The organism is Desnuesiella massiliensis (assembly GCF_001403615.1).
Classification (GTDB): domain Bacteria; phylum Bacillota; class Clostridia; order Clostridiales; family Clostridiaceae; genus Desnuesiella; species Desnuesiella massiliensis.
In genome coordinates this window covers 664098-688902 of the sequence record NZ_LN879456.1, presented here as the reverse complement: position 1 = coordinate 688902, position 24805 = coordinate 664098, and the positions used below count along the sequence as shown (strand labels likewise).

At 29.9% G+C, this 24805-nt stretch carries 29 protein-coding genes and 1 pseudogene; 8 read left to right on the top strand and 22 right to left on the bottom strand.

Translation table 11 applies throughout. From position 1 onward, the window contains the following. Positions 1-56: 56 nt before the first annotated feature. The 8 genes from BN2665_RS14085 to BN2665_RS14045 form a co-directional block, all read right to left on the bottom strand. The gene (locus BN2665_RS14085) at positions 57-458 is read right to left on the bottom strand and encodes a DUF1801 domain-containing protein (RefSeq protein WP_055667737.1); all 402 of its coding nucleotides are present in this window, start codon (positions 456-458) and stop codon (positions 57-59) included. Between the two features lie 399 nt (positions 459-857). Beyond that, positions 858-2231 carry an adenosylmethionine--8-amino-7-oxononanoate transaminase gene (gene bioA, locus BN2665_RS14075; protein ID WP_055667735.1) on the bottom strand — a complete coding sequence of 458 codons (1374 nt, stop codon included), beginning with the start codon at positions 2229-2231 and terminating at the stop codon, positions 858-860. Positions 2232-2247: 16 nt separating this feature from the next. Beyond that, positions 2248-2976: a dethiobiotin synthase gene (bioD, locus tag BN2665_RS14070; RefSeq protein WP_055667734.1), complete on the bottom strand. Its 729-nt coding sequence runs from the start codon at positions 2974-2976 to the stop codon at positions 2248-2250. Next, complete coding sequence (bioB, locus tag BN2665_RS14065; protein WP_055667733.1) at positions 2969-3952, bottom strand: biotin synthase BioB; 984 nt, start codon at positions 3950-3952, stop codon at positions 2969-2971. Before bioB ends, bioD begins: the two co-directional genes overlap by 8 nt. 6 nt (positions 3953-3958) lie before the next feature. Next, positions 3959-4534: a biotin transporter BioY gene (locus BN2665_RS14060; protein WP_055667732.1), complete on the bottom strand. Its 576-nt coding sequence runs from the start codon at positions 4532-4534 to the stop codon at positions 3959-3961. Positions 4535-4942: 408 nt separating this feature from the next. Next, positions 4943-5203 carry a zinc ribbon domain-containing protein gene (locus BN2665_RS14055; protein ID WP_055667731.1) on the bottom strand — a complete coding sequence of 87 codons (261 nt, stop codon included), beginning with the start codon at positions 5201-5203 and terminating at the stop codon, positions 4943-4945. Positions 5204-5283: 80 nt separating this feature from the next. Next, entirely contained in the window at positions 5284-5865 is a 582-nt protein-coding gene (locus tag BN2665_RS14050; protein WP_055667730.1) for a hypothetical protein, read from the bottom strand. 185 nt (positions 5866-6050) lie between these two features. Further along, complete coding sequence (locus BN2665_RS14045; protein ID WP_055667729.1) at positions 6051-6494, bottom strand: hypothetical protein; 444 nt, start codon at positions 6492-6494, stop codon at positions 6051-6053. A 431-nt stretch (positions 6495-6925) separates the two neighbouring features. Here BN2665_RS14045 and BN2665_RS14040 point away from each other — a divergent pair, with 431 nt between their 5' ends. The 6 genes from BN2665_RS14040 to BN2665_RS14015 all read left to right on the top strand — a co-directional run bounded on the left by BN2665_RS14040 (position 6926) and on the right by BN2665_RS14015 (position 11136). Then, on the top strand, positions 6926-7291 hold the full coding sequence (locus tag BN2665_RS14040) for a hypothetical protein (RefSeq protein ID WP_055667728.1): 366 nt from the start codon (positions 6926-6928) through the stop codon (positions 7289-7291). A 163-nt stretch (positions 7292-7454) separates the two neighbouring features. Then, positions 7455-8189 carry a CsxC family protein gene (locus BN2665_RS14035; RefSeq protein ID WP_055667727.1) on the top strand — a complete coding sequence of 245 codons (735 nt, stop codon included), beginning with the start codon at positions 7455-7457 and terminating at the stop codon, positions 8187-8189. Positions 8190-8370: 181 nt separating this feature from the next. Next, positions 8371-8847, top strand: a complete 477-nt coding sequence (gene tnpA, locus BN2665_RS14030) for an IS200/IS605 family transposase (RefSeq protein WP_055665884.1) — start codon at positions 8371-8373, stop codon at positions 8845-8847. A 1047-nt stretch (positions 8848-9894) separates the two neighbouring features. Next, entirely contained in the window at positions 9895-10146 is a 252-nt protein-coding gene (locus BN2665_RS27595; protein ID WP_242865953.1) for a hypothetical protein, read from the top strand. 222 nt (positions 10147-10368) lie between these two features. Then, positions 10369-10587: a hypothetical protein gene (locus BN2665_RS14020; protein ID WP_055667725.1), complete on the top strand. Its 219-nt coding sequence runs from the start codon at positions 10369-10371 to the stop codon at positions 10585-10587. A gap of 267 nt (positions 10588-10854) precedes the next feature. Beyond that, entirely contained in the window at positions 10855-11136 is a 282-nt protein-coding gene (locus BN2665_RS14015) for a YmaF family protein (protein ID WP_055667724.1), read from the top strand. A gap of 155 nt (positions 11137-11291) precedes the next feature. Here BN2665_RS14015 and BN2665_RS14010 read toward each other — a convergent pair whose 3' ends face one another. The 3 genes from BN2665_RS14010 to BN2665_RS14000 all read right to left on the bottom strand — a co-directional run bounded on the left by BN2665_RS14010 (position 11292) and on the right by BN2665_RS14000 (position 14772). Next, positions 11292-12569 carry an FAD-dependent oxidoreductase gene (locus BN2665_RS14010; protein WP_055667723.1) on the bottom strand — a complete coding sequence of 426 codons (1278 nt, stop codon included), beginning with the start codon at positions 12567-12569 and terminating at the stop codon, positions 11292-11294. Continuing rightward, positions 12566-13549, bottom strand: a complete 984-nt coding sequence (locus tag BN2665_RS14005) for a sulfide/dihydroorotate dehydrogenase-like FAD/NAD-binding protein (protein WP_055667722.1) — start codon at positions 13547-13549, stop codon at positions 12566-12568. Before BN2665_RS14005 ends, BN2665_RS14010 begins: the two co-directional genes overlap by 4 nt. A gap of 98 nt (positions 13550-13647) precedes the next feature. Beyond that, on the bottom strand, positions 13648-14772 hold the full coding sequence (locus BN2665_RS14000) for a D-alanyl-D-alanine carboxypeptidase family protein (RefSeq protein ID WP_055667721.1): 1125 nt from the start codon (positions 14770-14772) through the stop codon (positions 13648-13650). A gap of 137 nt (positions 14773-14909) precedes the next feature. Here BN2665_RS14000 and BN2665_RS13995 point away from each other — a divergent pair, with 137 nt between their 5' ends. Together BN2665_RS13995 and ytfJ are read left to right on the top strand one after the other, a co-directional pair. Further along, entirely contained in the window at positions 14910-15401 is a 492-nt protein-coding gene (locus BN2665_RS13995; protein WP_055667720.1) for a DUF2953 domain-containing protein, read from the top strand. 46 nt (positions 15402-15447) lie between these two features. Continuing rightward, entirely contained in the window at positions 15448-15855 is a 408-nt protein-coding gene (gene ytfJ, locus BN2665_RS13990) for a GerW family sporulation protein (RefSeq protein WP_055667719.1), read from the top strand. Positions 15856-15868: 13 nt separating this feature from the next. Here the strand turns inward: ytfJ and scpB are convergent, their stop codons facing one another. From scpB to BN2665_RS27050, 11 genes and pseudogenes are all read right to left on the bottom strand, one after another. Continuing rightward, entirely contained in the window at positions 15869-16495 is a 627-nt protein-coding gene (scpB, locus tag BN2665_RS13985) for an SMC-Scp complex subunit ScpB (protein WP_055667718.1), read from the bottom strand. Beyond that, the gene (locus BN2665_RS13980; protein WP_055667717.1) at positions 16488-17243 is read right to left on the bottom strand and encodes a segregation/condensation protein A; all 756 of its coding nucleotides are present in this window, start codon (positions 17241-17243) and stop codon (positions 16488-16490) included. The genes scpB and BN2665_RS13980 overlap by 8 nt, the downstream gene beginning before the upstream one ends. 105 nt (positions 17244-17348) lie before the next feature. After that, complete coding sequence (locus BN2665_RS13975) at positions 17349-18515, bottom strand: D-alanyl-D-alanine carboxypeptidase family protein (protein ID WP_055667716.1); 1167 nt, start codon at positions 18513-18515, stop codon at positions 17349-17351. Between the two features lie 93 nt (positions 18516-18608). Further along, positions 18609-19427, bottom strand: a complete 819-nt coding sequence (locus tag BN2665_RS13970) for a purine-nucleoside phosphorylase (protein ID WP_055667715.1) — start codon at positions 19425-19427, stop codon at positions 18609-18611. A gap of 39 nt (positions 19428-19466) precedes the next feature. Continuing rightward, a complete protein-coding gene (xerD, locus tag BN2665_RS13965) occupies positions 19467-20348 on the bottom strand; it encodes a site-specific tyrosine recombinase XerD (RefSeq protein ID WP_055667714.1) in 882 nt (293 codons plus the stop codon). A 27-nt stretch (positions 20349-20375) separates the two neighbouring features. Continuing rightward, positions 20376-21005, bottom strand: coding sequence for a stage II sporulation protein M (gene spoIIM / locus BN2665_RS13960; protein WP_074042314.1), 630 nt, complete (start codon positions 21003-21005; stop codon positions 20376-20378). Between the two features lie 119 nt (positions 21006-21124). Then, a pseudogene (locus BN2665_RS26310) lies at positions 21125-21226 on the bottom strand (sporulation transcription factor Spo0A); the annotation flags it as partial. A 447-nt stretch (positions 21227-21673) separates the two neighbouring features. Beyond that, the gene (locus BN2665_RS13955) at positions 21674-22192 is read right to left on the bottom strand and encodes a GNAT family N-acetyltransferase (RefSeq protein WP_055667713.1); all 519 of its coding nucleotides are present in this window, start codon (positions 22190-22192) and stop codon (positions 21674-21676) included. A gap of 109 nt (positions 22193-22301) precedes the next feature. Then, complete coding sequence (locus tag BN2665_RS13950; RefSeq protein ID WP_055667712.1) at positions 22302-23210, bottom strand: CPBP family intramembrane glutamic endopeptidase; 909 nt, start codon at positions 23208-23210, stop codon at positions 22302-22304. Positions 23211-24199: 989 nt separating this feature from the next. Beyond that, positions 24200-24424 (bottom strand): hypothetical protein, encoded by a 225-nt coding sequence (locus BN2665_RS13945; protein WP_055667711.1) that lies wholly within the window; start codon positions 24422-24424, stop codon positions 24200-24202. A 150-nt stretch (positions 24425-24574) separates the two neighbouring features. Next, positions 24575-24751: a hypothetical protein gene (locus BN2665_RS27050; RefSeq protein WP_154674948.1), complete on the bottom strand. Its 177-nt coding sequence runs from the start codon at positions 24749-24751 to the stop codon at positions 24575-24577. Positions 24752-24805 lie beyond the last annotated feature (54 nt).

Below are 24805 nucleotides of genomic sequence, written 5' to 3'. Positions count from 1 at the left end.
TTTTAATAGCTGTTAGTTCAGGATTCATATTGCTTTGCTTTCTAGCTAGCACTAAATTAACTCAAAGTTGCTTCTAACCATTGATTTATTATTTTTATCATTGAAGCTCTTTTTATTTTTATTTCATCTATACTGTAAAAAGTTAGTAGAGCTCTTTTGTCTGCAACCCATTCTAATAAACCAGTTTGATCATCAATTACGTGGCCTTTATCCTTAGTATCTTTACCTTTGGCTCCAGTATGAAAAACAAGCTGCACACGATCATTTTTATTTAGTTTGAAAGTCATTCTATCATCATTTCTATAGCAAAAGCTCGGAGCATTCCATTTTATATGTTCAGTAATTTCTTTATTGGTACTTAAAATAATTTCTCTTATTTCTTCTATTAGCTCCTTTAAAGGATGTTCTAGATTTTTCATAAAATCATTCACATCAATGTATTTAGATTTACTAGACATTTTTCCTCCTATAACTTCAATATTTTTAAAACTTGAGCTAGATATAAAACTCAGCAATTCCTTCTTTTGACCTGATTTTCTTTTAAGCAATACTCTTAATTACTTATCTATAGTTAAAACCTTTATCTATGGATTATAAATTGAATTGTATAATTTTAATATACTATAATGGATATATTGAGTCAATATTTTTTATTTTCAGATAATCATTATCTTTTATTAGCTTTTTGTTTTTGTTACTCTCTTTATCCTTCCCACTCTTTAAAATAATAATTAAATGAGCCAAGGTAGTAAATACCTCGGCCGGATGCCTTTGTACATTCCATATATAAGAAGAGCTCCATTTAGAGTTCATAGTTTTTATATTAAAGCACATTCATTATAATTTATTCTCTATGTTTAGTATACACTCCAAGTGTTATGACTTATTTTCATAAAATATTCTTCTATACTCTGGAAGCAGGTATTTACCATAAATTTTATTTCCTCTTCATTAATAATGTATGGAGGAATAAAATAGAGTACATTCCCAATAGGTCTTAACAATAATCCTTTGGTAAGAGCAATCTTATAAATCTCATAACCTACTCTCATGTGCCAAGGAAAAGGTTCTTTCCTCTTCCTATTTTTTACTATCTCAATAGCTGTTATCATACCTATACTTCTTACTTCACCTATGTATTTTAAAGCTTGTGCCTTTTCATTAGTAAGTTTTCTTATCAGCTCGCCTTTTCCCTTATTGCTTTCTATAATATTATCTTCTTCAAATATTTTTAAACTTTCTAATGCAATAGCGCAACCTAAAGCATTACCTGAATAGGTATGACTATGAATAAATGACTTACGCTCATTATAATCACCATAAAAACAATCATATATTTCATCTGTTGTCATAACTACGGACATAGGCATATACCCAGCAGAAATTCCTTTTGAAAGGCACATAAGATCAGGACTTATTTCAGCATGATTACAGGCAAACATCTTGCCGGTTCTTCCAAAGCCCATTGCTATCTCATCTACAATAAGGTGTATCTCATATTTATCACAAAACTCCCTCAGCTTCTTTAAATAAATTTGTGAATAAATCTTCATACCTGCCGCCCCTTGAACCATAGGTTCAACTATTATAGCACTTATCACGTGATGATTTTCCACTAAAGACTTTTCCATAGACTCAAAGCACTCTGCATTACAGTTTTCTCTATTACAACCATATTTACACCTATAGCAATCCGGGCCCTCTACTCTTATGGTATCTAAAAGCAAAGGCTTGTATATCATATTAAACTCATCAATATCACAAACAGACAAGGCACCTAAGGTCTCTCCATGGTATGCATCGCTTAGTGCTAAAAATCTTCTCTTTTTAGTTTTCCCCTTTTGCATGTTATAATGAAAACTCATCTTTAAGGCTATTTCTACTGCTGAAGATCCATTGTCAGAGAAAAAAACTTTTGTAAGGTTCTCTGGTGTTATATCTATCAGCTTTTCTGATAACTCTATAGCAGGCTTGTTTGAAAAGTTTGCAAATATAACATGCTCAATATTATCAATCTGTCTTTTTATCGCTTCATTAATTCTCTTATTGCTATGTCCCAAGGTATTTGCCCACCAGGATGATATGCAGTCTAAATATTTATTTCCATCAATATCGTAAAGCCAAGCTCCTTCTCCTTTTTCTATAACTATTGGATTAAGCTCCTCATAGTCCTTCATTTGTCCACAAGGGTGCCATATGTATTTCAAATCTTTTTTTACATAATCATTCATTTTTTCACCTTATCCTTTATTTAAGCTCTTCCATTACTTCTATTATCTTCTCAATTTTAAAGGCTTCTTCAGCCTTTGTTCTTATGGCTTTTATCATATTATCCTCTAAGCTTTCAATGTTTTTAAATTTTCCTATAATGGGTACTTTAGTGAGCTTTTCTATGATCTTGATGTTATCATCGCAAAGAAAATCTTCTTTATAGTTGTTTATTATAATGCCCTTGATTTTAATTCCTAAGTTTTCTATATATCTTACTGTAAGCGCTGTATGATTTATTGTTCCAAGCCCAGCTCTTGCAACAATGATAACGCTCATATTTAACTCCTTAATAAGATTTTCAAGGGTGTATACTCCTCTTTCATCATCTATCAATGGACATACTATTCCGCCACTGCCTTCAGCAATTATAAAATCATACTTTTCTTTTAGAGCATCATATTTTTCTCTTACAATATTTAAATCCATAGGGTTATTTTCCAGTTTTGCAGCAAGATGAGGAGATACTGGCGCCTTATAAATATAGGGCGTGATGTTTTTATAAACTTCTTCTAAATTACTAACTTCACTTACAAGCTTGGCATCACCTGTGATAAGCTTATTGCCTATCTTTAAAGCACCGCTTAATGCTGCTTTAAAATAGGCGGCATTATAGTTATTACTTCTCAAAACATGCATAAGCCCAGCAGCTACGATAGTTTTTCCCACGTCGGTGTCTGTTCCAACTATAAATATTCCCTTAGTCATTTTTTCTGACCTCTAGCTTTAACTCTCTTACCATTTTCTTATCATCACATATTTTATTGCCTGATGTGGTCAGATAGTTGCCTGTGATGGTAGCATTGGCTCCTGCGTTAAAGCAATTTTTACCAAACTCATCAATGAGATTTCTTCCTCCAGCAAGCCTTATAAGTGCTTCAGGATTTACCAATCTGAAAATTGCAATGGTTTTTAGTATCTCCTCTTGACTGAGACTCTTTGCGTTTTCTAAAGGTGTACCCTTAACTGGGTTCAGTACATTTATGGGAATAGATTTAACCCCTAAGTCCTTTAGCTGGAAAGCTAGTTTAACTCTATCCTCTAAGCTCTCACCAAGACCTATAATTCCCCCTGAACAAATAACCATTCCAGCCTTCTTAGCTGAATTTATAGTATTTATCCTTTCATCATAGCTGTGAGTTGTGCATATCTTTTCATAGTACTCTCTACTAGTTTCCAGGTTATGGTGGTACATAGTTATACCCTTCTCTCTCAGCTTAAGGAATTCCTCATATCCTAATATTCCCAATGAGGCGCATAAATCCATTTTTACTTCCTTATTTAACTCCTCATATATAACTAAAACCTTCTCAAAATCGCTTCCAGTAATACCTCTACCGCTTGTTACTAAAGAAAATCTATTCACTCCCTCACTTTCATTTTCCTTTGCTAGCTTTAAAGCTGCTTCCTTTGAAACCAATCCATATACTTCTACATTAGTTTTATACTGTGCAGATTGTGCACAAAACTTGCAGTCTTCAGAGCAACGCCCTGACTTTGCATTCATAATGGTGCAAAGGTCTATTTCTCTGCCACAAAAAAATTCTCGTATGTTAGTAGCACTTTTGCATAATTGATCTACATCTTCTTTTGCTTCAATGGTTGATAATTTCATAGTCTCTTCAAAAGTAATACATTCTTTTGCTAAAATCCTTTTCTCTATGTCTCTAATAAATTCTTTCATGTTATGCTACTCCTCCTTCTGATTTCTCAAACAATATACCGATTTTTCCCCTAATATAGGCAATATTTTTACCGAAATATAAGCTGTAAATACTGTTAGCACTAAGTCTCCAGCTATACAGACCACAAAGCCATAAAAAAATGCAAAGTAAAAAGAAACACTTTTTCCTAGGTAGAAATTAAAGCTAATATATAAGTGTACCACTCCAAATAAGTAGATAAAAAACAGACCTGAAAGCATCATAAGTATGGCTTTAGTAAAGGTTAATTGCTTAACATTCTCTCTTATTTTCCCTATAACATAAGCTGCTATGATAAATCCTATAAGATACCCAAAGGTAGGTTTAAATATGTAATTGAAACCACCGCCCTCAGTAAAGACAGGTACCCCTAAAAGTCCAATAGCCACATAAACTATCTGTGATAAAGCCCCTAGTTTTGAACCTAAAATTACGCCAGCTAAGGCACAAAATAGATACTGAAGGGTAAAAGGTACATAGGGTATAGGTACCTTAATAAATGCTCCAACTGCCGTTAAAGCTGCAAACATAGACACTAAAATTAAATTTCTTGTGTTTGTCATAAAATATACTCCTCTTACAATATTTATTTTCATATCAATAATAATAAATAGATTTCTTATTGTCAACTAATAATTAAGTTTTAGTTTACAATATGCTTGTAAATATATTTAATTCTACATATTTGATTACTACCATAAATAAAAATCCCTCGAGCATCAGCTTAAAGTAACATTAAAAAAGCTCTAAATGCTTCAGCACTTAGAACTTCCTTATCTTATACGTATAATATACTTCGATTTTCACTTAAAATTCTTTTGAACTAATTTCAAATGTACATTTATCAGCACCATACTTTTCTTTAATATTATACATCACTGTTTGAAATTTATTTACTATATTATTTCACCTCTCAAACTTATATCTCAGTACTATTTATAATTTTAAATTTTCTGCCTATCATATTCAGCTTATCTTACCCAACGTTTCAAATTTGGTATTACCTCCATCAATTTAACCCTAGCTTCCTCTTTGTCCTTACATTCACCATCTTTAATGAGAAATGGAATACAACTCTCTATCATTTCCTCCATAGTTTCATCTCTTGAAAATTCACCATTTGGATAACAATAGCAACAATATTCTTGGCATGAAGTTCCATCTGAGTTTTTCCCGAAATATTTTTCCTCATTCATTGACATTCCACAGCTTTGGCAAATCTTTTCACTCATAATCATTTCTCCTTACATTATAGTATTTTCAATAAAAATACTATAACATACTATACTTGACAACTATATGTCAGCTTTAATTATAAATTTATGATTTTGTGTATTAAATCTTTAGTCTTTTGGTCAGGTTCATATTCTACAAAAATAATAGAATTATTAAGCAATTTGTTAGGTTCATAATAATCTTTTGCTATATAAGCATGATAATCTTCAACATTTATAAATAAATTAAGATAATATACATCAGTTCTTCCTCTATCAGCATAGTCCAAATTTATTTGTATTAAATAATACTTCTTATCTGCAGAATCAGAAATATCAGTTATTCTCTCCTTGATAACTTTTAAGTTTTTAAGATTTAAGAATAGTTCTTTTGCAGACCTGAGTCTGTTTCCATCAGGAGTATTTTCGGAAAAGTTATCCTCCTTATTACCAGCAGAAGCATAATAATTTTCTATATCTCTTTCATATAAATCCGGCACTTTATATATAACTAGAGCCATACCACTAAAGTCATACTTCAAGACCTTATCAATTACTTTAAGATAATTTACACGCTTGTTTCCTACTAACACGTCTGTATCTCCATTATCAATACAATTTCGTACTAATAAAATTAATAATATAAGACTCATAACGATTATTATTCTTTTATTCCTCATGACTCTATTCTCCATTTTTTAAATCGATGTTGTCACACAATAATTTACCATTTATCTTTCTACTTCTAAAGCCGCATGGTCCTTAGCTTTTCAAAGAAATCAAATAAAAAATATTCAAATAGGGATCATATATAATACTGTTTCTTAATCAAAGATCAATGTTCCACCTTAGAATTTAACTCGTACTAACAACCTATTTCATTATCTATCAATTTCTGTAATCTTCCAAAGCTTAACTCTTCTTCACAACCATTGGCTTTTAAAAAGCCTTTTGTTAGATCCTCAACTGTTGATTCAAGCATTATAAAAAGCTGGTTCATTGCAAATTCTTTCTTCATATCATCTTCATTTGTTCCAAATACTTGATTTATAAATCCTTCAAGCATTTGATCCATCCCCCACAATTTTAAATGTAATAATTCATGTACTACTAACTCTTCCAGATTTGTAGATTTGGGATTATTATTAATTAGCATAACTGCTTTTTTGTCATCCATATCAATTTTTATATCCCCTGATTTTCTCCATTCTTTATCTACAATTTTAAGTTTTATGTCCCAATCCCTTAATCTTAAAATATCTTGCCATTTGTTTAATAGCTCCTCTAATTTGATAAAGTTTACTCCCATAAAAGTTCTCCTTTTAATAACTATTTATTTTCTTAGACCTTGTGTATCAAAGTAATTATATGCTGTTAATTATAGTAGTAACCATATTCATTAACTAATTGCTGTATTTCGATGTTTATGTCGTGAAATATTACTCTAGCTGTGAATTTATAAATTTGTATATAATTACAACTATAAATTAGCCTTATTATACAATATTATCACTCAATTCTATATTTTGGAATATATATTTCATAATAGAATAATCATCATTTATATATTAACAACATTGAAGTTAGATATTTAAGCTACTTTCGTGCATCAAAGTATAAATAAGTAAAAAATTTTATAACAACTTATCAGAAACAGTCTTTGTTTTAAAATTGTTTTTATTATATAATTGATCCATAATATGTAAATAAAGCACATAATTTATGAGGAGGCAATTTTAAATGAAATGTTTTAATCACCATTCTGAAGATGCAGTGGCAATATGTAAAAGTTGTAATAAAGGTCTATGCTTTCAATGCGCCACAGAAGTTGAAAATGGAGTAGCTTGCAGAGGAAAGTGCGAAGAAGAAGTGAAGCTTCTAAATGAAATGATACAAAGAAACAAAACGCTACTAAATAAAAATGCTGCTTCATATTATAGAATTTCTATAATATACGCAATAGTCGGAATTGTATTTTTGACCTTTGGCCTTTTTATTTTTGATTTTATTCCATCAATAAAATACTTTTCTATAGCTTTAGGATTTGTAATGTTTTTTGCTTCAGTTTTGCTTATAATATCCGGTAAGAAAATCAAGAGCAAATAGTAAAAAATGTTGCTTTAACACTATGTTCATTTCAAATTCCTCTATTCGTCAAATTTCTATATAAATTGTATAAAAAAGTTTTAATTTGTAGCAAATTATCTATTTCTCGAATAATATGTATTAGACTAAAGAATAAACACCTTAAATCAAAGGAGGAATTAAAATGTTTGAAGATAGATTAAAATTTTGTGGTAAAGTACACGCTGAAACACTTTCTATGTGCGAAGGTGAAAATTTAAACCCTGTAGGAGTAGAAGGACCTCTTGTATCTAAAATTCCTGTGGTTTTAGCTGAAAAAGATATTCAAATAGATATAGAAGCTTCTATAGAGTTAAAAGAAAAATTCTTTGAAATTAAGAGAATTAAAAAAGATATATTCTTAACTCAATGCAAATTGCTTCCAACAGCTGGTCGTAGAGATCCTGTTACTGGAAGATTAATATCTGGAAAATTATTCATAGAAGGCTTTGTTCTAAAGAATATAGAATTCGCCACAGCTGATTGTTCACGTGATCATGTGGTAAGCGGAGATATTAAGCATACTACAGCTAGAATACCATTCCGCTGCGTTACAGAGGTATTCTTTGTTACTCAACCACAAGTTACCCGTAGAATTAATTCTGTAGAGACTAACTTTTTCTGTGAAAGAGAGCAGGACTGTAAACATTGTAAAGATGAAGAAATAGGAAGAGATTTTTGTGAAACCGATAGAGAAGAAACAGTTTTCTTTGACGAAAAACCATTCTGTGAATTAGTTTCAGCAAGATTTATTGAAGCAGATATTAATAGAGAGCCTGAATTCAAGGATGGAACAAAAGTTTTTGAAAAATTAGTTGAAAAATTAGTAGTATTCCTAACAGTTAAAGTTCTTCAAAAACAACAAGTTAGAGTTCGTTAATACCTTTAAAAAGAGCTTTCCAGAGGCTAATGTTAGCCTCTGGAAAGCTCTTTTCTTTTGCTTTGATAACCACTGGCTATGCCAGTGGATAAAATGGCTTTAGCTCTGAACAAAAAAACTCCTATGATAAAATGAAAGCGACTGACAATCGCAAAACAAAATATCATAGGAGGTGTGTCGTATGGGTAACGACATAGAAAGCTTAACACATACAAAATGGAGGTGTCAATATCATATAGTATTTGCGCCAAAGTATAGAAGACAGATAATATATGGGAAATATAAAGCAGAAATCGGCAAGATACTACGAGAGATATGTATAAGAAATGGAGTAGAGATAATAGAAGCAAATGCATGTCCAGATCATGTACATATGCTGGTAAGTATTCCACCAAAAATGAGTGTATCAAAATTCATGGGAATATTAAAAGGGAAAAGTAGCTTGATGATTTTTGATAGATTTGCAAATTTAAAATATAAATATGGTAACAGACATTTTTGGTGCAGAGGATATTATGTAGATACAGTTGGAAGAAATAAAACTGCAGTTGCAAAATATATACAAAATCAACTTCAAGAAGATCAAATAGCAGAACAGATAAGTATGAAAGAATATATTGACCCGTTCACGGGCGAGCCAGCAAAAGGTAGCAAATAAAAAAGCCACCCAACGAGGGTGGCCGCTGTAAAAGTTTTGCGATTGGCGGTTTTTTCAGAGCGCGAGTAGCGCCGCCAGTACCATGCCCTTATAGGGCTTAATCAAGCCACCAGCTCAGCTGGTGGTACATGACTTATAATACATACTTGCATTAAAATTCTTCCATCATGTCTTGATGATAATATATAGAACTTTTGCAATGTATATCAAAATTGTATAATTACTAAAATATAAAAAAAGGGCAACTTTCGCTGCCCCTAAAAAATATACTGAGAAGAAGAAAAGTGGATTCAATATAACTAAATCATGCATGCTCTAGTTATATATTATATATTATGACAATACTCACCATTTTGTTACAAAATCTTTAAATTGCCTTTTACTATAATTTCTTATATAATATTTTTCTTCGTAAAATTGTAGAACTTTTTCATCATTTTCTTCATATAATTTTTACTACACTGGTTATCAGCCCTTTAGTATAAATGATTTTTTAATATTCAGAGATAAGTATAAATAACTTCTCTTTTTAATAGATTTTAACTTTTGTAACAATTGGGCTATTTCTTAATATAATAATATTAGGTTACTGCTTAACCTATATCCAAAAAGCATTTTATAAACTCCAATGATTTATTTTCTTGCTACGCATTTAAGCCTTAGAGTTAATAATCTAAGGCTTAAATGCATTTATGCATAAAATTATAATATAAGATTTAATCATAATCCAGCAACCATCCTATTTTTTTTGCTTTGATCTTTCTGCATTTTTAAATAAAGTTTAATAAAGGGTTTAAGCCATTATTAAATAGCCTTTCTATATAAATGTTTTCAAATTAAAGTCACCTTTGTTTCAATTCAAGCATATTTTAATATTGTAGCTAAATTACTCGGAGGTATGTAATGTATTATAGAAATGATAATCTAGACAGTAATGACGACGCTATTGATGAGCGCAACAAACACCACCATCATGATCACGAGCACCACCATCATGACTTTAACTTTATTCCTTTTATGTATTACCCAATGATGCCTCATTGTCCAATGCATCAATATTCTCCAATGATGCATAAGCCTCATATGATGAATATCCCTCAAGGAATGTATGGTACTCAAATGATGCATATGCCTTACTTGAGAGACTTTGATGATGATTTTGATGATGATGATGATTTTGATGATGATCTTAATGAAGATTTAAGTCGTTCACCTCATAGGCGTAGACGTAGATTTAGGCGTCGTCATTTCTTCCATCATCATTTCTTCCATCCCAGGTTTGGACACTGGTGGATGTAAAGATAATAATATCTATAGCATTGTATTTATAATGAAGAAAAGGGCAGATTAACTCTGCTCTTTTACTCTTATCTAGCTATATACAAAAAGTACCTAGAGTTAACCAAACTGTAGCACTTTCGAAACTTTTAATATTACTCTGTAAATTTTATACTTAAAAATTATCATATTTAAAATATTGAAATCATATTCTATATTATCAAAGTGAAAGGAGACATTTTTATGAAAAAATCTTTTTTTAAAAGAGCATCTATTTTTATTTTAGCAGTTGCTATGCTATGTGGTATAGGTTTGACCACTAGGCATGCTGTTACTGCTCACGCTGCTCCTATGTGCGGATGTAGTGATCCACAGATAGAATCTTGGAAGATAGGTACTTATATAATACGATACCATTGTAATAACTGCGGATGGTGGTATGATTGGACAATTCCACATTAATCCTTTAAATGTAATGGGCACCCACAATTAAGTGAGTGCTCATTTTATTGAACTGATTAACACCATAATATATAATCACGTTGTGGTCACTCTTATTCCATTAAATATTTTCTATGATGTTATTATAAATCATATTCATCTTAGAACAAGTTTTACTATATAATACTAACCTCTGGAAACTTATAACAAAACTAGTTTTACAATAGTAACATTATGATTAAGATAAACATATAATACTTGCGTATAGATAAATTGGGAGGAATTTCAATGGCACAACATTCTCACAGTTACTCAGGTATGACAACATACAATCAAGGTCATATTCATCATTATGGGGGAGTCACTAATAAAGCTGTAAGTGGAGTACCTCATAATCATCAAATGGAAGGTATTACAACTTTTAATATCAATCATGAGCATAATTATTCTACCAAAACAGGTCCAGCAATCAATCTACCTTGTGGGTGTCATTATCATTATTTTGAAACTAAAGTAAAACTTGCAAATGGTCATATTCACTATATAAGTGGTTATACAAGTATTGATTAATTTAATAAAGTGCTTAAACTTTCATATAGCTGCCATATTAAATGGCAGCTATCTACTTTTCCTAAATTAGAATTTTTTATCTCATTGGATAGCCATTCTAAGTAAAGTTATGTTATTTTACATGTAAAAAGAGCCCTTTTTAGAGCTCTTAGTTCTTATATCAAGGCTTCATTCATTATATTATTTAAATTTAATTTACTAATTCTTAATTTTATTTCTTCCTTATCAATAGTATATAGACCTGAATCTATCATTCTCTTAAAATATTCTGCTCCAGCAAAGGTATATCTATTTCTTCTTCCCTCCTTAGTAGTCAATTTATAATTAGCATAGGATATAATATCACCAATAGCAGTGCTTCTAGGCAAAATTAACATTGGCATTCCTAAGGCATATCTAACTGCATTATATCCTGCTAAGGATCCTGTACAGATAGCTTCTGTATGACCTACAAAAAGTCCAGACTTTTCTCCTCCTACAAACAAGTTATCAATACCTTTTACCTTCATATCATCTGTTCTAGGAGAAACAGAAAGATACCTTATAGAGTTTCCTTTGCCTCCTGCATAGGGATCCACATATCTTGCATTTTCTAGACCATGGATTTTTCTAAGCTTTTCAAGAGGATAATAGGTAGTCATCAGCTTGGCATTGCCTGTATCCAATAATATTACGTTCTCCGCAAATTCTTTTAGGGCATATTGTTGGCAGACCTTCGATTTTAATTTATCAATATTTATATCCTCAGGTGGAACTTTTAAAATTGCAACTCCATTTTCATTTAATTCCTTTACTAGCTCATCAGAAAGACTCTCTTTTGCTAATTTACAGGAACCACTAAAAGCTCCGTATACATCATCTTCCCTTTCTCCTTGTAGGTCCTCTACTCCAGCCCTAGCACTTAAGCTAACTCTAGGCCCGAAGGCGGGACATCTTAATATACACATAGAACAGCCGTTACCATATCGTAGACAATTACCCATAGGACCTGTAGAGCCTGTAGTTTCTACAAATACATCTCCCTTTATTAAGGTTCCATCACTTAAATAAATCCCTAGTATTTTGCTTCCGTCCTTTTCGATGTCTGAAACCCTTTCAGTTAATCTTAACTCTATACCAATTTTTTCTAGATATTTTTTTACTACAGGCTCGATTTTATTAACATCATATAACCAGGCATGCTTATGTCCAGGGAATTCTATATTACTATGTCTTGAATTTTCATCTGTAATATTTATTAAGTCTCCCGCTCCCATAGCGATTAACTCTTCTGCAGCTGTAAATCTGCCATTATTTCTCATTATCCCCCCTACATTACCTAAGCCTAAGATCATGTCTGTTTTTTCAAAGAGTACTACTTCTGCACCAGCCTTCTTAGCTGTAATAGCTGCAGCACAGCCTGACCATCCAGCACCAATAATTATAACCTTCATAGTAATCTTCTCCCTTCAAAAATATTTCTAGGATCTGTTTGAACCTTGCATAATCGTTTAACTATATGCCCCCTATATCTTGTACTACAACTACCGCATACTCCCTCACCACAGCACATCTTGATATTATTGCAACAGGATATTTTATAGGATGGATCTATAAAATTTAATACATTGTATATTAATATATCTGCTCCAGCACAGTGAAATAAATTTATGTTTTTGGTTTCCACTATTTCACTTAATAGTTTCTTTAAATCCTCTGATAAATCGCCATTTTTTAAGGTTTCACAATTAATTACCTCTGCTTCGTATTCCTCTAAATATTTTTCAACGAAAATGGTTTTATATTCTGCCTTATCTAAAATTACGGTAATTTTATTTCCATTGGCATAGAGCTTCTTTAATATAGGAATCATAGGCGCCATACCGATACCTCTAGCTATAATTACGCTGTGTCCTTCTCTAGAAGTTACAATATTATTAAGCCCAAAGACTCCGTTCCAAAAGGGTGCTCTTATTAACATTTTTTCATCCTCGTTGATCTTATTTATATTCTTTGTTTTAATCCCTTGGATTTCCACAGCTACTTTGATTATATTTTCTTCTAAATTTACGTCTAAAATAGATATTGGAGTATCATAGAATTGAGTAGTTTGAGGATTTCTCATAAATATATAACTTCCTGGATGAAGTAAGTCTTGGGCTATCTTATGTGGTACTAGCAGTGAAAAGATTACTAAGTTATCCTCTATGATTTCTTTTTTCATTACCTTACACAAATAGTTTTTTCTTTGAGATTTGTTTTTGTTTCCATTAAAATTATATTCCTGATATATACATACTCCTTTCCAGTTGATGCAATCACAAAAGTTTTTTCCACATAGCTGGGAGCACAAAATGCATTCACCAGATTCTGCAAGATGGCAAGGACAATATTCAGTGCCTGCATCTATACAATCAATTATTTCATATTTCATTTTCTCCATCCTTTCGTTATTTATAGATAGAGCTTTTAACTCTATAATAATAAAATATTTAAATATTTCTATTTTGTTACAAATAAAAGGAGATGCTATTAATTATTAGCATCTCGCTTAAAAAGCCTATCGAACCAGGATGGGGCTTTTGGTGTTAAAGATTCTGGTGCATAAATTATTTCCTTATAAATCTCCTCTTCATTCTCATAGACCTTTAAAACCCCTATAGGAGTTTTATTAGTAATTTTGTTCAATTTTTTATAAATGCTTACTGTATATTTATAATCAGCATTGCTCTTTATAGGTACTACAATATCTTTAGGGTTAAAAACTTCTATTTCCTTATTGTTATTTTTTATTTTTACATCACATAGCTTCTCTTTTTCTTTTACTATAGTTTTAAAATCAAACTGTTTAGATATATAATCATTAATTTTTCTGCTTTCTTCCCAACGGTTTGGGCAGTTTAAAACTACTATAATTATCTCGCTATCTTTAATTTTGAAGGAAGAAACTAAGCATTTTCCAGCGCCTCCAGTGTACCCAGTCTTTACTCCTGTAGCACTAGGTACTTGCCAAAGAATTTTATTAATATTATGATAATCCCTTGTAAAACCTACATCCTTACCGTTAAAGTCCTTACACCCTACAATTTCATTAAATAAATTTTCTTCCTTAGCTTTTGCCGTAACAATGGCTAAATCATAAGCTGTTGAATAATGGTTTAAGCTATCTAGCCCGTGTGGAGATTCAAAACTGCTGTCCAATAGTCCTATTTGCTTTCCGTATTCATTCATAAGCTTACAAAAACCTTCTATAGAACCACCTATACCTTCTGCTAAAGCTATGGCTGCATCATTACCCGACTTAAACATAAGCCCATATAATAGCTCTTTAATACTTATCATTTCACCCTTTCTGTAACCCACAGTAGATCCATGAATATTAGCGGCCTTATCGCTGATAACTACCTTTTTTTCTAAGTCACCATACTTTAATGCTACTAAAGCAGTTACTATTTTTGTAGTACTCGCCATAGGTACGATAGTATAAGCATTTTTTTCAAAAAGAACCCTTTTGGTCTTAGAGTCTATAGCGATGGCGCATCTGGCAGAGACATTTAATTTAGCATCTTTATCCTTTAATTCTAGGCTTAATGGCTTTTGATAAAAAAATAAATTCATGCTTAATATAACACTAATAACTACTGTAAAAATCTTCATAATATCACCCCGTAAAATATATCATTATTTAGTGTTACATTTTTATGATGAATTAATACTATTAAAATTCAACAATAGATTATAAATTATCAAAAAATGGTTATAATATGTAATATTAACAATATGGAGGCTTATAAATGATAAAATCCATAATTATCATTGTCTTATTATTTATTTCGATTTTATTTATACCCTTTCCTGTAAAGGTTTTATTTCAACTAGAAAATTATAAATATATTCTATCTATTTATGTTTTTAATATAAATTTAAATAAAAAGAATAGAAAAGGTGAAGAAATATCAAAAAAAAGAAAATCAAGAAAAAATTTAAGAACTCTGAAATTAGTTATCCATATGCTTAAAAATAATAAGCATAAACCTACATTAAAATTACATCTAGATTTAAACTATGGTATTGAGGATGCCGCTTTAAATGCTATATGCTATGGCCTATTACAAACTTTAGGTAGCAATGTGTATAGATTAGCCAAGGATATATTTACTATAAGAACTTATAAATATAATATAATACAGCATTATAACCAAAATTTACTTAAATTAAGGGTATCTAGTATAATTCAGCTAAGTTTAGCTCAAATTATATATGTATTGATAAAAATTAAAATTTAATATAAAGTGAGGTGAAATACTCAGATTATAATATCTGAGTTATATTATGGAAAACCATCCTATTGAGAATTTAATGAAGAGTACCATGGAAAGCATCCGAGATATGATAGATGTTAATACTATCGTAGGTGAAGCTGTAGAGACAAAGGAAGGAAGTATTATTATTCCTATTTCAAGGGTTTCTTTCGGATTTGCTTCTGGAGGAAGTGAATTTGATTCAGAATGTAATAGAGAAACCGATAGTAAATATCCCTTTGGCGGTGGTTCAGGAGCTGGTGTAAGCATTAAGCCAGTAGCTTTTTTAGTGTTAAAAGAAAACACTATACGCTTATTACAAGTAGATCATAGTAATACCTATGATAAGATTATTGATAGTATTCCTCAAGTTTTAGATTCCATTAAAAACATGTTTAATGGTGATGAGTGCTGCGACCAAGATAAATATAATGATTAATAATAAAGACCTATTATATTAGGTCTTTATTATTATCTGCTGCCACTTCTTCTAAAGCTATTAAATTAAATTCTTCTGATTTATCATTTATAATATCCTCCAATGAAGGCAATTCTCTAACATTCTTTAAATCAAACTGTTTTAGGAATTCTTCTGTAGTACTATAAAGAATAGGTCTACCAGGGACCTCCAATCTTCCACTTTCTCTTATTAAGTTTCTTTCTAATAACTTTTGAATAGCGCTATCGCTTTTTACACCTCTAATTTCATCAATGTCTACACGAGTAATGGGCTGCTTATAGGCCACTATTGCTAATGTCTCTAAAGAGGCTTGAGAGAGAGATTGCCTAGAATTAGTCTTTAATATCTTTTGTACAAATTCACTATTTTCAGGTTTTGTCACCAGCTGATATGCTTCATTTATACATACAATTTTAATACCTCTTTTATCATCCTTTAAATACATTTCACTCATTTCATCTATTAATTGTTTGGTATATTTAGAGCTACACTCTAGAATATTTGCTATGTCCTTTAATTTTATTGGCTCTCCACACACAAATAGAAGGGATTCTATAGCAGAGAAGTATAAACTTTTTTTTGATATTTGCTCAAACTCAAATTGATTTATATTATTCATTTTCCATTGCCCTTTCGATATAGATTTTACTAAAATTATTTTCTTGTACTACTTTTGCATGTCTTTCTTTAATAAGCTCTAGCAGAGCTAAAAATGTAACAATTACTTCTATCTTGGAGCTGCATGCAAGAACAATTTCATTAAATTTAATCTCTTTATTGGTATAAAGAATTTCTTTCAAGTAATTCATTTTATCTTCTATTTTATACTTATCAATAGGAATTTCCTTCTGTATTGTATTTTCTCTATTTATCTTGTTATTATATTTATTAATTAAATCATTATACAAATTATAAAGATCAAGCATAGTGATATTTTTTAACAATTCTTCATTATTAATATTAGATCCTACGTCTTCTATAATTTCTGGTTTTTTAGAAAATACTACTCCGTATTGCCCTTTTTTCAATGCTAAGAATTCTGCTGCTTTTTTAAATTTATTATACTCAATAAGCTTTTGGGCTAATATTTCTCTAGGATCTTCTTCTGAAATTTCTTCACTATTTTGCTTTTTATCTTTAGGTAATAGCATTTTAGATTTTATCTCTAATAAAGTGGCTGCCATTACAATGAATTCAGAGGTAATTTCTAAATCTAATTCCTTCATAGAATTTAAATATTCAATATAATGGTTGGTTATTTCATATATTTTAATATTATAAATATCCATTTCATTCTTTTTAATTAAATGTAATAGCAAATCAAAGGGTCCTTCAAAGTTCTCTATTTTAATATTAAGTACAGACATAATTTGATTCTCTCCCTAAATAACACGTAATACAAATATAATATCAGTTAATAAAGCATTAATCAACTTTATGAGCAACTTAAAAAAGAGAACTTTCGTTCTCTTTTATACAGCCCCTTTAAATAGATTTTTTATATTATACTTTATGTTATCCATTAAACCAGATTTCTTTATGTCTCTATCACTATATAATTCTACTTTACCAATTAATTCGTTGTTAAAATAGAATTCACAATATCCAACTACTTCCCCCTTTTTATATTGGGACTTAGTTTTATTTATTTCATACTTCTTTGTTATGGATTTATCAGTACCTTTTTCAATAGTAATATTTAGGTCATCCTTCGCCTTTGCTATAAAGAACTTATCTCCTTGCTTATTCATAGGAACTTTTTCTACTTCACTATCCTTAACAAGTAATTTTTTGCTTTCAAATTTAGAAAATCCGTGATTTAAAAGCATGCTAGCATCCCTGTTTCTGATTTTATAAGTAGGCGCTCCCATAATAACTGATAACATTCTAACTCCATCTCTAGTGGCTGTTGCTGAAATACAATATTTTGCTTCCTCAGTAAAGCCAGTTTTTAATCCGTCACAACCTTTAAAAAATCTAACTAGCTTATTGTGATTTACTAAACCTATAGGAGTTTTTCTGCCTTCTGATATAGTCTCCATATATGTTCCGCTATATTTTAATATAGTAGGATGTTTTAATAATTCTCTGGACATGATTGAAATATCGTAGGCGCTAGTTAAATGTCCAGATGCAGATAATCCAGTACAATTTTTAAAGCTAGAGTCATTCATTCCTAAGGCTTTAGCTCGCTCATTCATTAAATTAACGAAAGATTCTTCTGTACCAGCTAAATATTCACCCATAGCAACAGCAGCATCATTACCTGATGCAATAGCAATCCCTTTTAAAAGTTCTTCTACAGTTCGTATTTCACCAGTATCAAGCAGCATAGTGCTTCCACCCATTTTTTTAGCATTTTCGCTGACAGTTACTTTATCGTTTAATTTAATCTTACCACTATCAATAGCTTCCATAGTAAGTAACATCGTCATTATCTTAGTTACAGAAGCTGGAGCGAACTTTTCATGAGAGTTTTTTTCGTAGATAACCTTTCCACTATTAGCTTCAAGCAGTATAGCAGATTTAGCCTCCACAGTTATACCTTCATTTTCAGCTTTTACAGGTATCATATTTGAAAAAGGTATAAAGCTTAAAATTAAAAATAAAATTAATAGCTTTGATGTTATATTTTTCATTTTACATCCTCCTTTCAAATTTATCTTTTCCAAAAAAATTATTATTATCACATAAATTTTAAAAAGCTTTAGGATATTCCTAAAGCTCTTTGCTTAAATTTCTTTAATAATTTCTTTTACTAGGGTCACAAATTTCTTCATAGCTTTATTAGCTGTTTCTACTACTTTTAAGTGGTCTAAAGGTTCAAGATTATCAGCTAGGGCCATATCAGTAATACATGAAATTCCTAAAACCTTCATGGACATATGATTTGCTACAATGACTTCTGGTACTGTAGACATTCCTACAGCATCTCCTCCAATAATTCTTAACATTCTCAATTCCGCTGGCGTTTCATAATTTGGGCCAGACACAGGTATGTAAACTCCATTTTGTATGTTAATATTTAAATTCTTTGCGCAGGTATTGGCTATTTTGATTAACTCTTTATTGTAAGCAGAAGACATATCAGGAAATCTTGGTCCTAATTCTTGAAAATTATTTCCCCTTAGTGGATTGTCTCCCATCATATTTATATGATCATTAATAATCATCAAATCACCAGGCTCAAAATTTGGATTCATTCCTCCTGCTGCATTAGTTACAATTAAATTGTTTATTCCTAATGCCTTAAATACTCTTATTGGAAAGGTAACTAATTCCATAGAATAACCTTCATAGTAGTGAAACCTTCCATTCATAGCAATGACCTTTTTGTTCGCTAAATCACCGATAATCATCTCACCAGCATGACCTTTTACGGTAGACTCAGGAAAATGGGGTATATCTTTATAAGGTATTATAATTTTATTTTCTATATCATTTACAATGCTTCCTAAACCAGATCCTAGAACTAATGCTACATCAATTTTACAATTATATTTTGATACAATAAAATTCTTCGATTCTTCAATTCTTTTTAATAAATCCATTTTAACCCTCCGTTTATTTTTATAAAGTTTGAGTTTATTTTATGCTCTTGGATGAGATTTTTTGTATATATCTAAAAGCTTTTTTTTCTTTGTTAAAGAATAGTATATTTGAGTAGTGTTTAAATCTACATGACCTAATAATTCTTGAACAGCTCTAATATCTGCGCCATTTTCTATCATATGTACTGCAAAGGAATGTCTAAGAGTATATAAATTTATTTCTTTGCTGATATTAGCTAACCTTGCATATTCCTTTAATATTTTCCAAAAACCTTGTCTAGTCATTTGTGATCCTCTAGAATTAAAAAACAGTAATTTATTCTCAGTATCACATAAATCTTTTCTTATGTTTAAATAGTCCATTAAACTTTCTTTTGCTTTATTTCCTAAAGGTATAATCCTTTCTTTATTTTTGCTGCCTTTGCATATTATATAAGCCATATTAATGTTTACATCCGTAATTTTTAGATTAATCAATTCGGTTACCTTTATTCCTGTAGCATACATTATTTCTAACATAGCTTTATCTCTCAACCCTTTATTAGTATTAAGCTTAGGCATAGATAGTAATTGTTCTATTTCTTCTATGTTCAATATATCTGGAGTACTTCTTTTAATTTTAGGCAGTTCATAATTTATTATAGGAGACTCTTTAATTATACCTGATTTCACTAAATATTTATAAAAGTTTCTAATAGTAACTAAGTTTCTATTAATTGAAGTTCCCGACATACTTTCATTTGTTAAATGCTGAACATAAGACATTATAGTAAATTCATTTATGGAATTATAAATTTCCTCTTTAGAAATTATAAAATTAGAAAATTTAATAATATCCCTTCTATAAGCAGCTATTGTGTTATCACTGAGTTTTTTTTCAGATTTTATATAGTTTAAATAATCCTTTAAACATTGTTCCATACTTATTCTCCTAAAGATATATTTTCTTTATACAAAATTCTTTATTATTATAGGAGATATCTGTGATTCAACTATAGCTCCTACAATAATAAGTATACAACATATTACTAAATAAAAAACATAGTTATTAGAAGAGATCTTAAAATTATTATAACTATATTTATTAAATTTTCCCTTAATTTTATTAATACATAGCTGAAAGGATATGGATGATGTAATTAAAATAGTAGGAATAAAAAATAGGTTTTGTGGTAAAATGCAGGCTAAAGTCATCCATATTCCTTTTGTTCCTAAAGCAGTAATAATAAAAGAAATGCTAAACCCTAAGGTAAAGCCTTTGATAAGCACTAAAATAACTATAAAGGGAGTACCTATAACTGTCAGTCCACATAGCAATACTAATATATTAATTATAAAATTATTTTTAAGACTTTGAAGCAATATAGACATTTTATCTATACCTTGATTCTGGCTTAAATTCACAAAACTTGAAAAATAACTATACATATCCTCTTTATTTATACTATTCATATATTTTATAGTATAAATTCCAAGAACAATTCCGGTACAAATAAAAATCGTATTTATTAGAAATACAAGAAAATATCCTTCTTCAAATTTTTTAAATAAATTATTATGTAAATTTAGTTTACTCATTTTTTCATCCCCCTTAATGATTATGTTATATATAATATTTATGTGTTCAGGGGGGTGCATATTCTTAAAACTTAAAGATAAGTCCGTAATTATTATAAAGAGATTTATCTTTAAGTTTTTTAACTTACCTTATTTTTAAATCTCAACTTATCAGCTACCATAGCTATGAATTTGCTATTTGTTGGCTTTCCATTATCACTATGAATAGTAGAGCAAAATAGATATAAGAACTTTGACTATTATATATGACTCATCTAATATAAATATTGCTCTTTTCAAAATAAAAAGGAATCCACTAAGGGCAAAATCAGTGAACTTAGTACGATAGTATTTCTAGGTGTATATAATATTATGTAACACTATGACTATTTTTTAATATAATGATATTAGGTTACTGCTTAACCTATATCCCAAAAGCATTTTATATTCTCAACTTCAATGATTTATTTTCATAGCTATGCATTTAAGCCTTAGAGTTACTAACCTAAGGCTTAAATGTATTTATTTTGAAAAATATACCCTCACATCTTTTCTTAATTCAATGCAATAAAAAAGACTATTTCTAGTCTCTACTTTTCCTTTAAAGTCTATTTAATTAGTTCATAAAATTTTAAAACACCACGTAAAACTGAGTTTATATCGCTTAATAGGAATAAAGTGAAAGAAAGTTATCTGGTCGCTAATGTAATACTATATTTATACAGGTATTCCTTTTCCTCTTCATCAAAAATAGTTCCTAATAATTTACCGTTGTTCTTTTCTATAATTTTCTTTGAGGCCGTATTGTTTATATTACAAGTTAAAATTACTTTCTCTATTCCTATTTTTATAGCCTTTTCCAATGCCAGTTTTAAAATCTGAAAACCATAACCTCTATTTCTACAATCTGGTAATATATCATAGCCTATATGACCAGCGCATTCTACCTCTTGGTGTCTAATCCTCACTACTCCTACAACTTCTTTTTTATCAATTAACCAGAATGTTGAAGTTATAACCTCTCCTTGAGGTAAATCGTTTCCCTTGGAATAATTGTTCAAATCCTTTAAATAATCTTGGAAATTTTCTAATGCCTTTTTATATTTATTAAAATAATGTTCATCATTTATTTTTCTGTATGTTAGAGCATAATTTTCAAAACTCTTTTGATATATTTTATTAGGCTCAACTAAAGATAGATCTTTCATAAATTATCCTCCGTTTCATATACACTTCGTATTAATTTCATAAGCAACTTAGAATTGAGTTTACTTTGCTTAGAAATATTATATGTTAGTAACTAAAAACTAAATAAACCTATTTTGAACTATATTTTTTCAATAGCATCAATGTTAATATACCAATCCCTATTAACAATATAACTGTTGTGATAAAACTACCTTCAGGTCCAAAGTCCCCGCCTGTGAAAAATATGGAGCCCACTTGTTTCAGTGTAAAAACAGTTTCTCCAAGCCTAGAAAATCCACTCACAGGAAGTCCATAAATATTTCCCAGTACTAAATTCCATGAAAAATGTAAGCCGCAAACTCCCCAAATATTATTCGAATAAATTGCATATTGAGCAAAAAAAATACCTGACAAAACTAAATTTGTGAAAGATAACACTGTTACACCTGAACTAAAGAGATGAAGTATACCAAATATAATTGCTGTCATCACAACTGCAGTAACAGGGGTACTTCGGTTACCCAGCATAGGAATTAGCCAACCTCTAATTGCTATTTCTTCTGACGCACTTTGAATTATCCATCCCAAAGCTATTTCTCCCAAGAGTAAAGGGGCAAAATTAGCATTGTAACTCTCAATTTCTACCTTACCTAAAAAAGTTAAAATAACAGTAATTGTTGAAATGACGATAAAGCCGAGCAAAAAGCCTAATAAATAGGATTTTAATGGATTAAAGGTTTGAAACCCCATGGTTTTTATTGGACGTTTCTCAACATTGCGTACCCATATGAAAAAAATTAATATTTGTATTCCACATATTATAAATTTTTCAAGTGCAAAGATTAAGCTATTGTTAAGGGTTAGAGTAGTTGTTAAAGTGGTTAAGACTAAATTTGCAGTTAAACGCCCTATAAAAAATCCTGCTAGCCACAAAAGGAAATAAACAATAACAATCATAAAAATATTAAATTTGAATTTACTTTTTGCTGACTGCGTAAAAAAAGTATTTTGCTTTAATTTATAATCTATTTCTTTCATCATACCCCCACATTTATGCCAAATAAATAATGCTTACTTCATATCTTAAAACATAACTGTCTTAACTTCCTTAAGGAATATTATACTAAATTTTATGCTAATATGGAATAAAGAGTTAGTCCTTAAGTATATTGAATAACCTCTTATTGCACATTATCTCCCTTCAATAAATTTACTTCTTATTTTAATTCTTCTATTTATATTGTTAAGTCAATTATAGCTTCTGTCATAGGTACTTGAAAATCATTTTTCATAAATAAATAGACCCCCTCTATTCAACTAAGAATGAAGAAAGTCTATTGATTATTTTTTATAAGTTAATACACTATTATAAGGTATGCATATCCTATTTCGTCCTTAATTATCATGGATTTTTCTTTTAATAGAAAAATGGTCCACTAAGGACAGAATCAAGTCAACTTACTAAAATAATATTTCTAGCTAAATATAATATTATGTGGCACTTTGATTATTGATAAATATAATAATATTGAACCCAATAATCTTTATCCCCTTACAATTTTGCTTAGAATAAGATTCACCTCTTATAAAGCAGAAAAACCCTAGGTTAAAATTAATCTGGGGTTTTTAAGATATCTGTAATGCTTCGATTACTAAACAAAATTTTAACTCAAAAAATATTTTTCCTAAAAATTTATCAGTTACTTCATTGAAATTTTTGATAACCAACGAATTCTTGGAGACAAATTTACTTGCTCTTCTGATGACAAAGGTTCATTCATATCAATTAACCTATTTCAAAGAATATTGTTGTGTTTTCATTTATAATAATTTACTTCGTGATTTTTCATATTGTTCATTAATCATATCCTCCCTTTGCTTCAGGTAATTTCTTTAACTCTTCCTTGCTCTCTATTATTTCTTGAATCTTTTTAAATAGTCCTCTCAATTGAACAGCATCTTTTGATTGAGATGTATTTTTGTCTTCCCAAGATATATTTTTTTAAAATTTCATAGCACAGGATGTATTATTTTTTTGCTAAACTTTTCTGATGGCGCATTTGTTTCAGCTCATTACCTACTGCATTAATAACATCTTCTTCTTTTATAACTCTTACAACTCCACCATCATAGGAAGCGCATGTCCAAAATCCAAGCCTATAACCATAATTATTTACCCCTATCTTCTCTAACTCTTGCCTTGTTGTTGATTGTCCAAGATAAAAGCCTATAATCATTGCATAAATGGACATAAAATAAGTGTTAACCTCATTCTTAAAAGCTAACACAAAATACTAAAGTAAGCATTAAAGATTTCAACTCTTTAAATCTATCTTCATTTTTCAAACTATCATCACCTAGCTATATAAGAAATTTATGCATCATCACTCCTACTTTAAAAATTACTTGTGTATATTATTATCGTCATCATTTGTTGAATGCTCTTTAGCATAATTATTACTTATACTATCACCACCATAAATATTGATACCTTTCTTTATAGGAGAAAGCAAAAAACCTAAAACAATCCCCAAGGAAAATACTGTTGATGATAACATAAAGATTTCTCTTTTTTTCATTCTTATCCCCCCTCATACTACTTTACAATATATTACATAGTTGTATTAACTTCT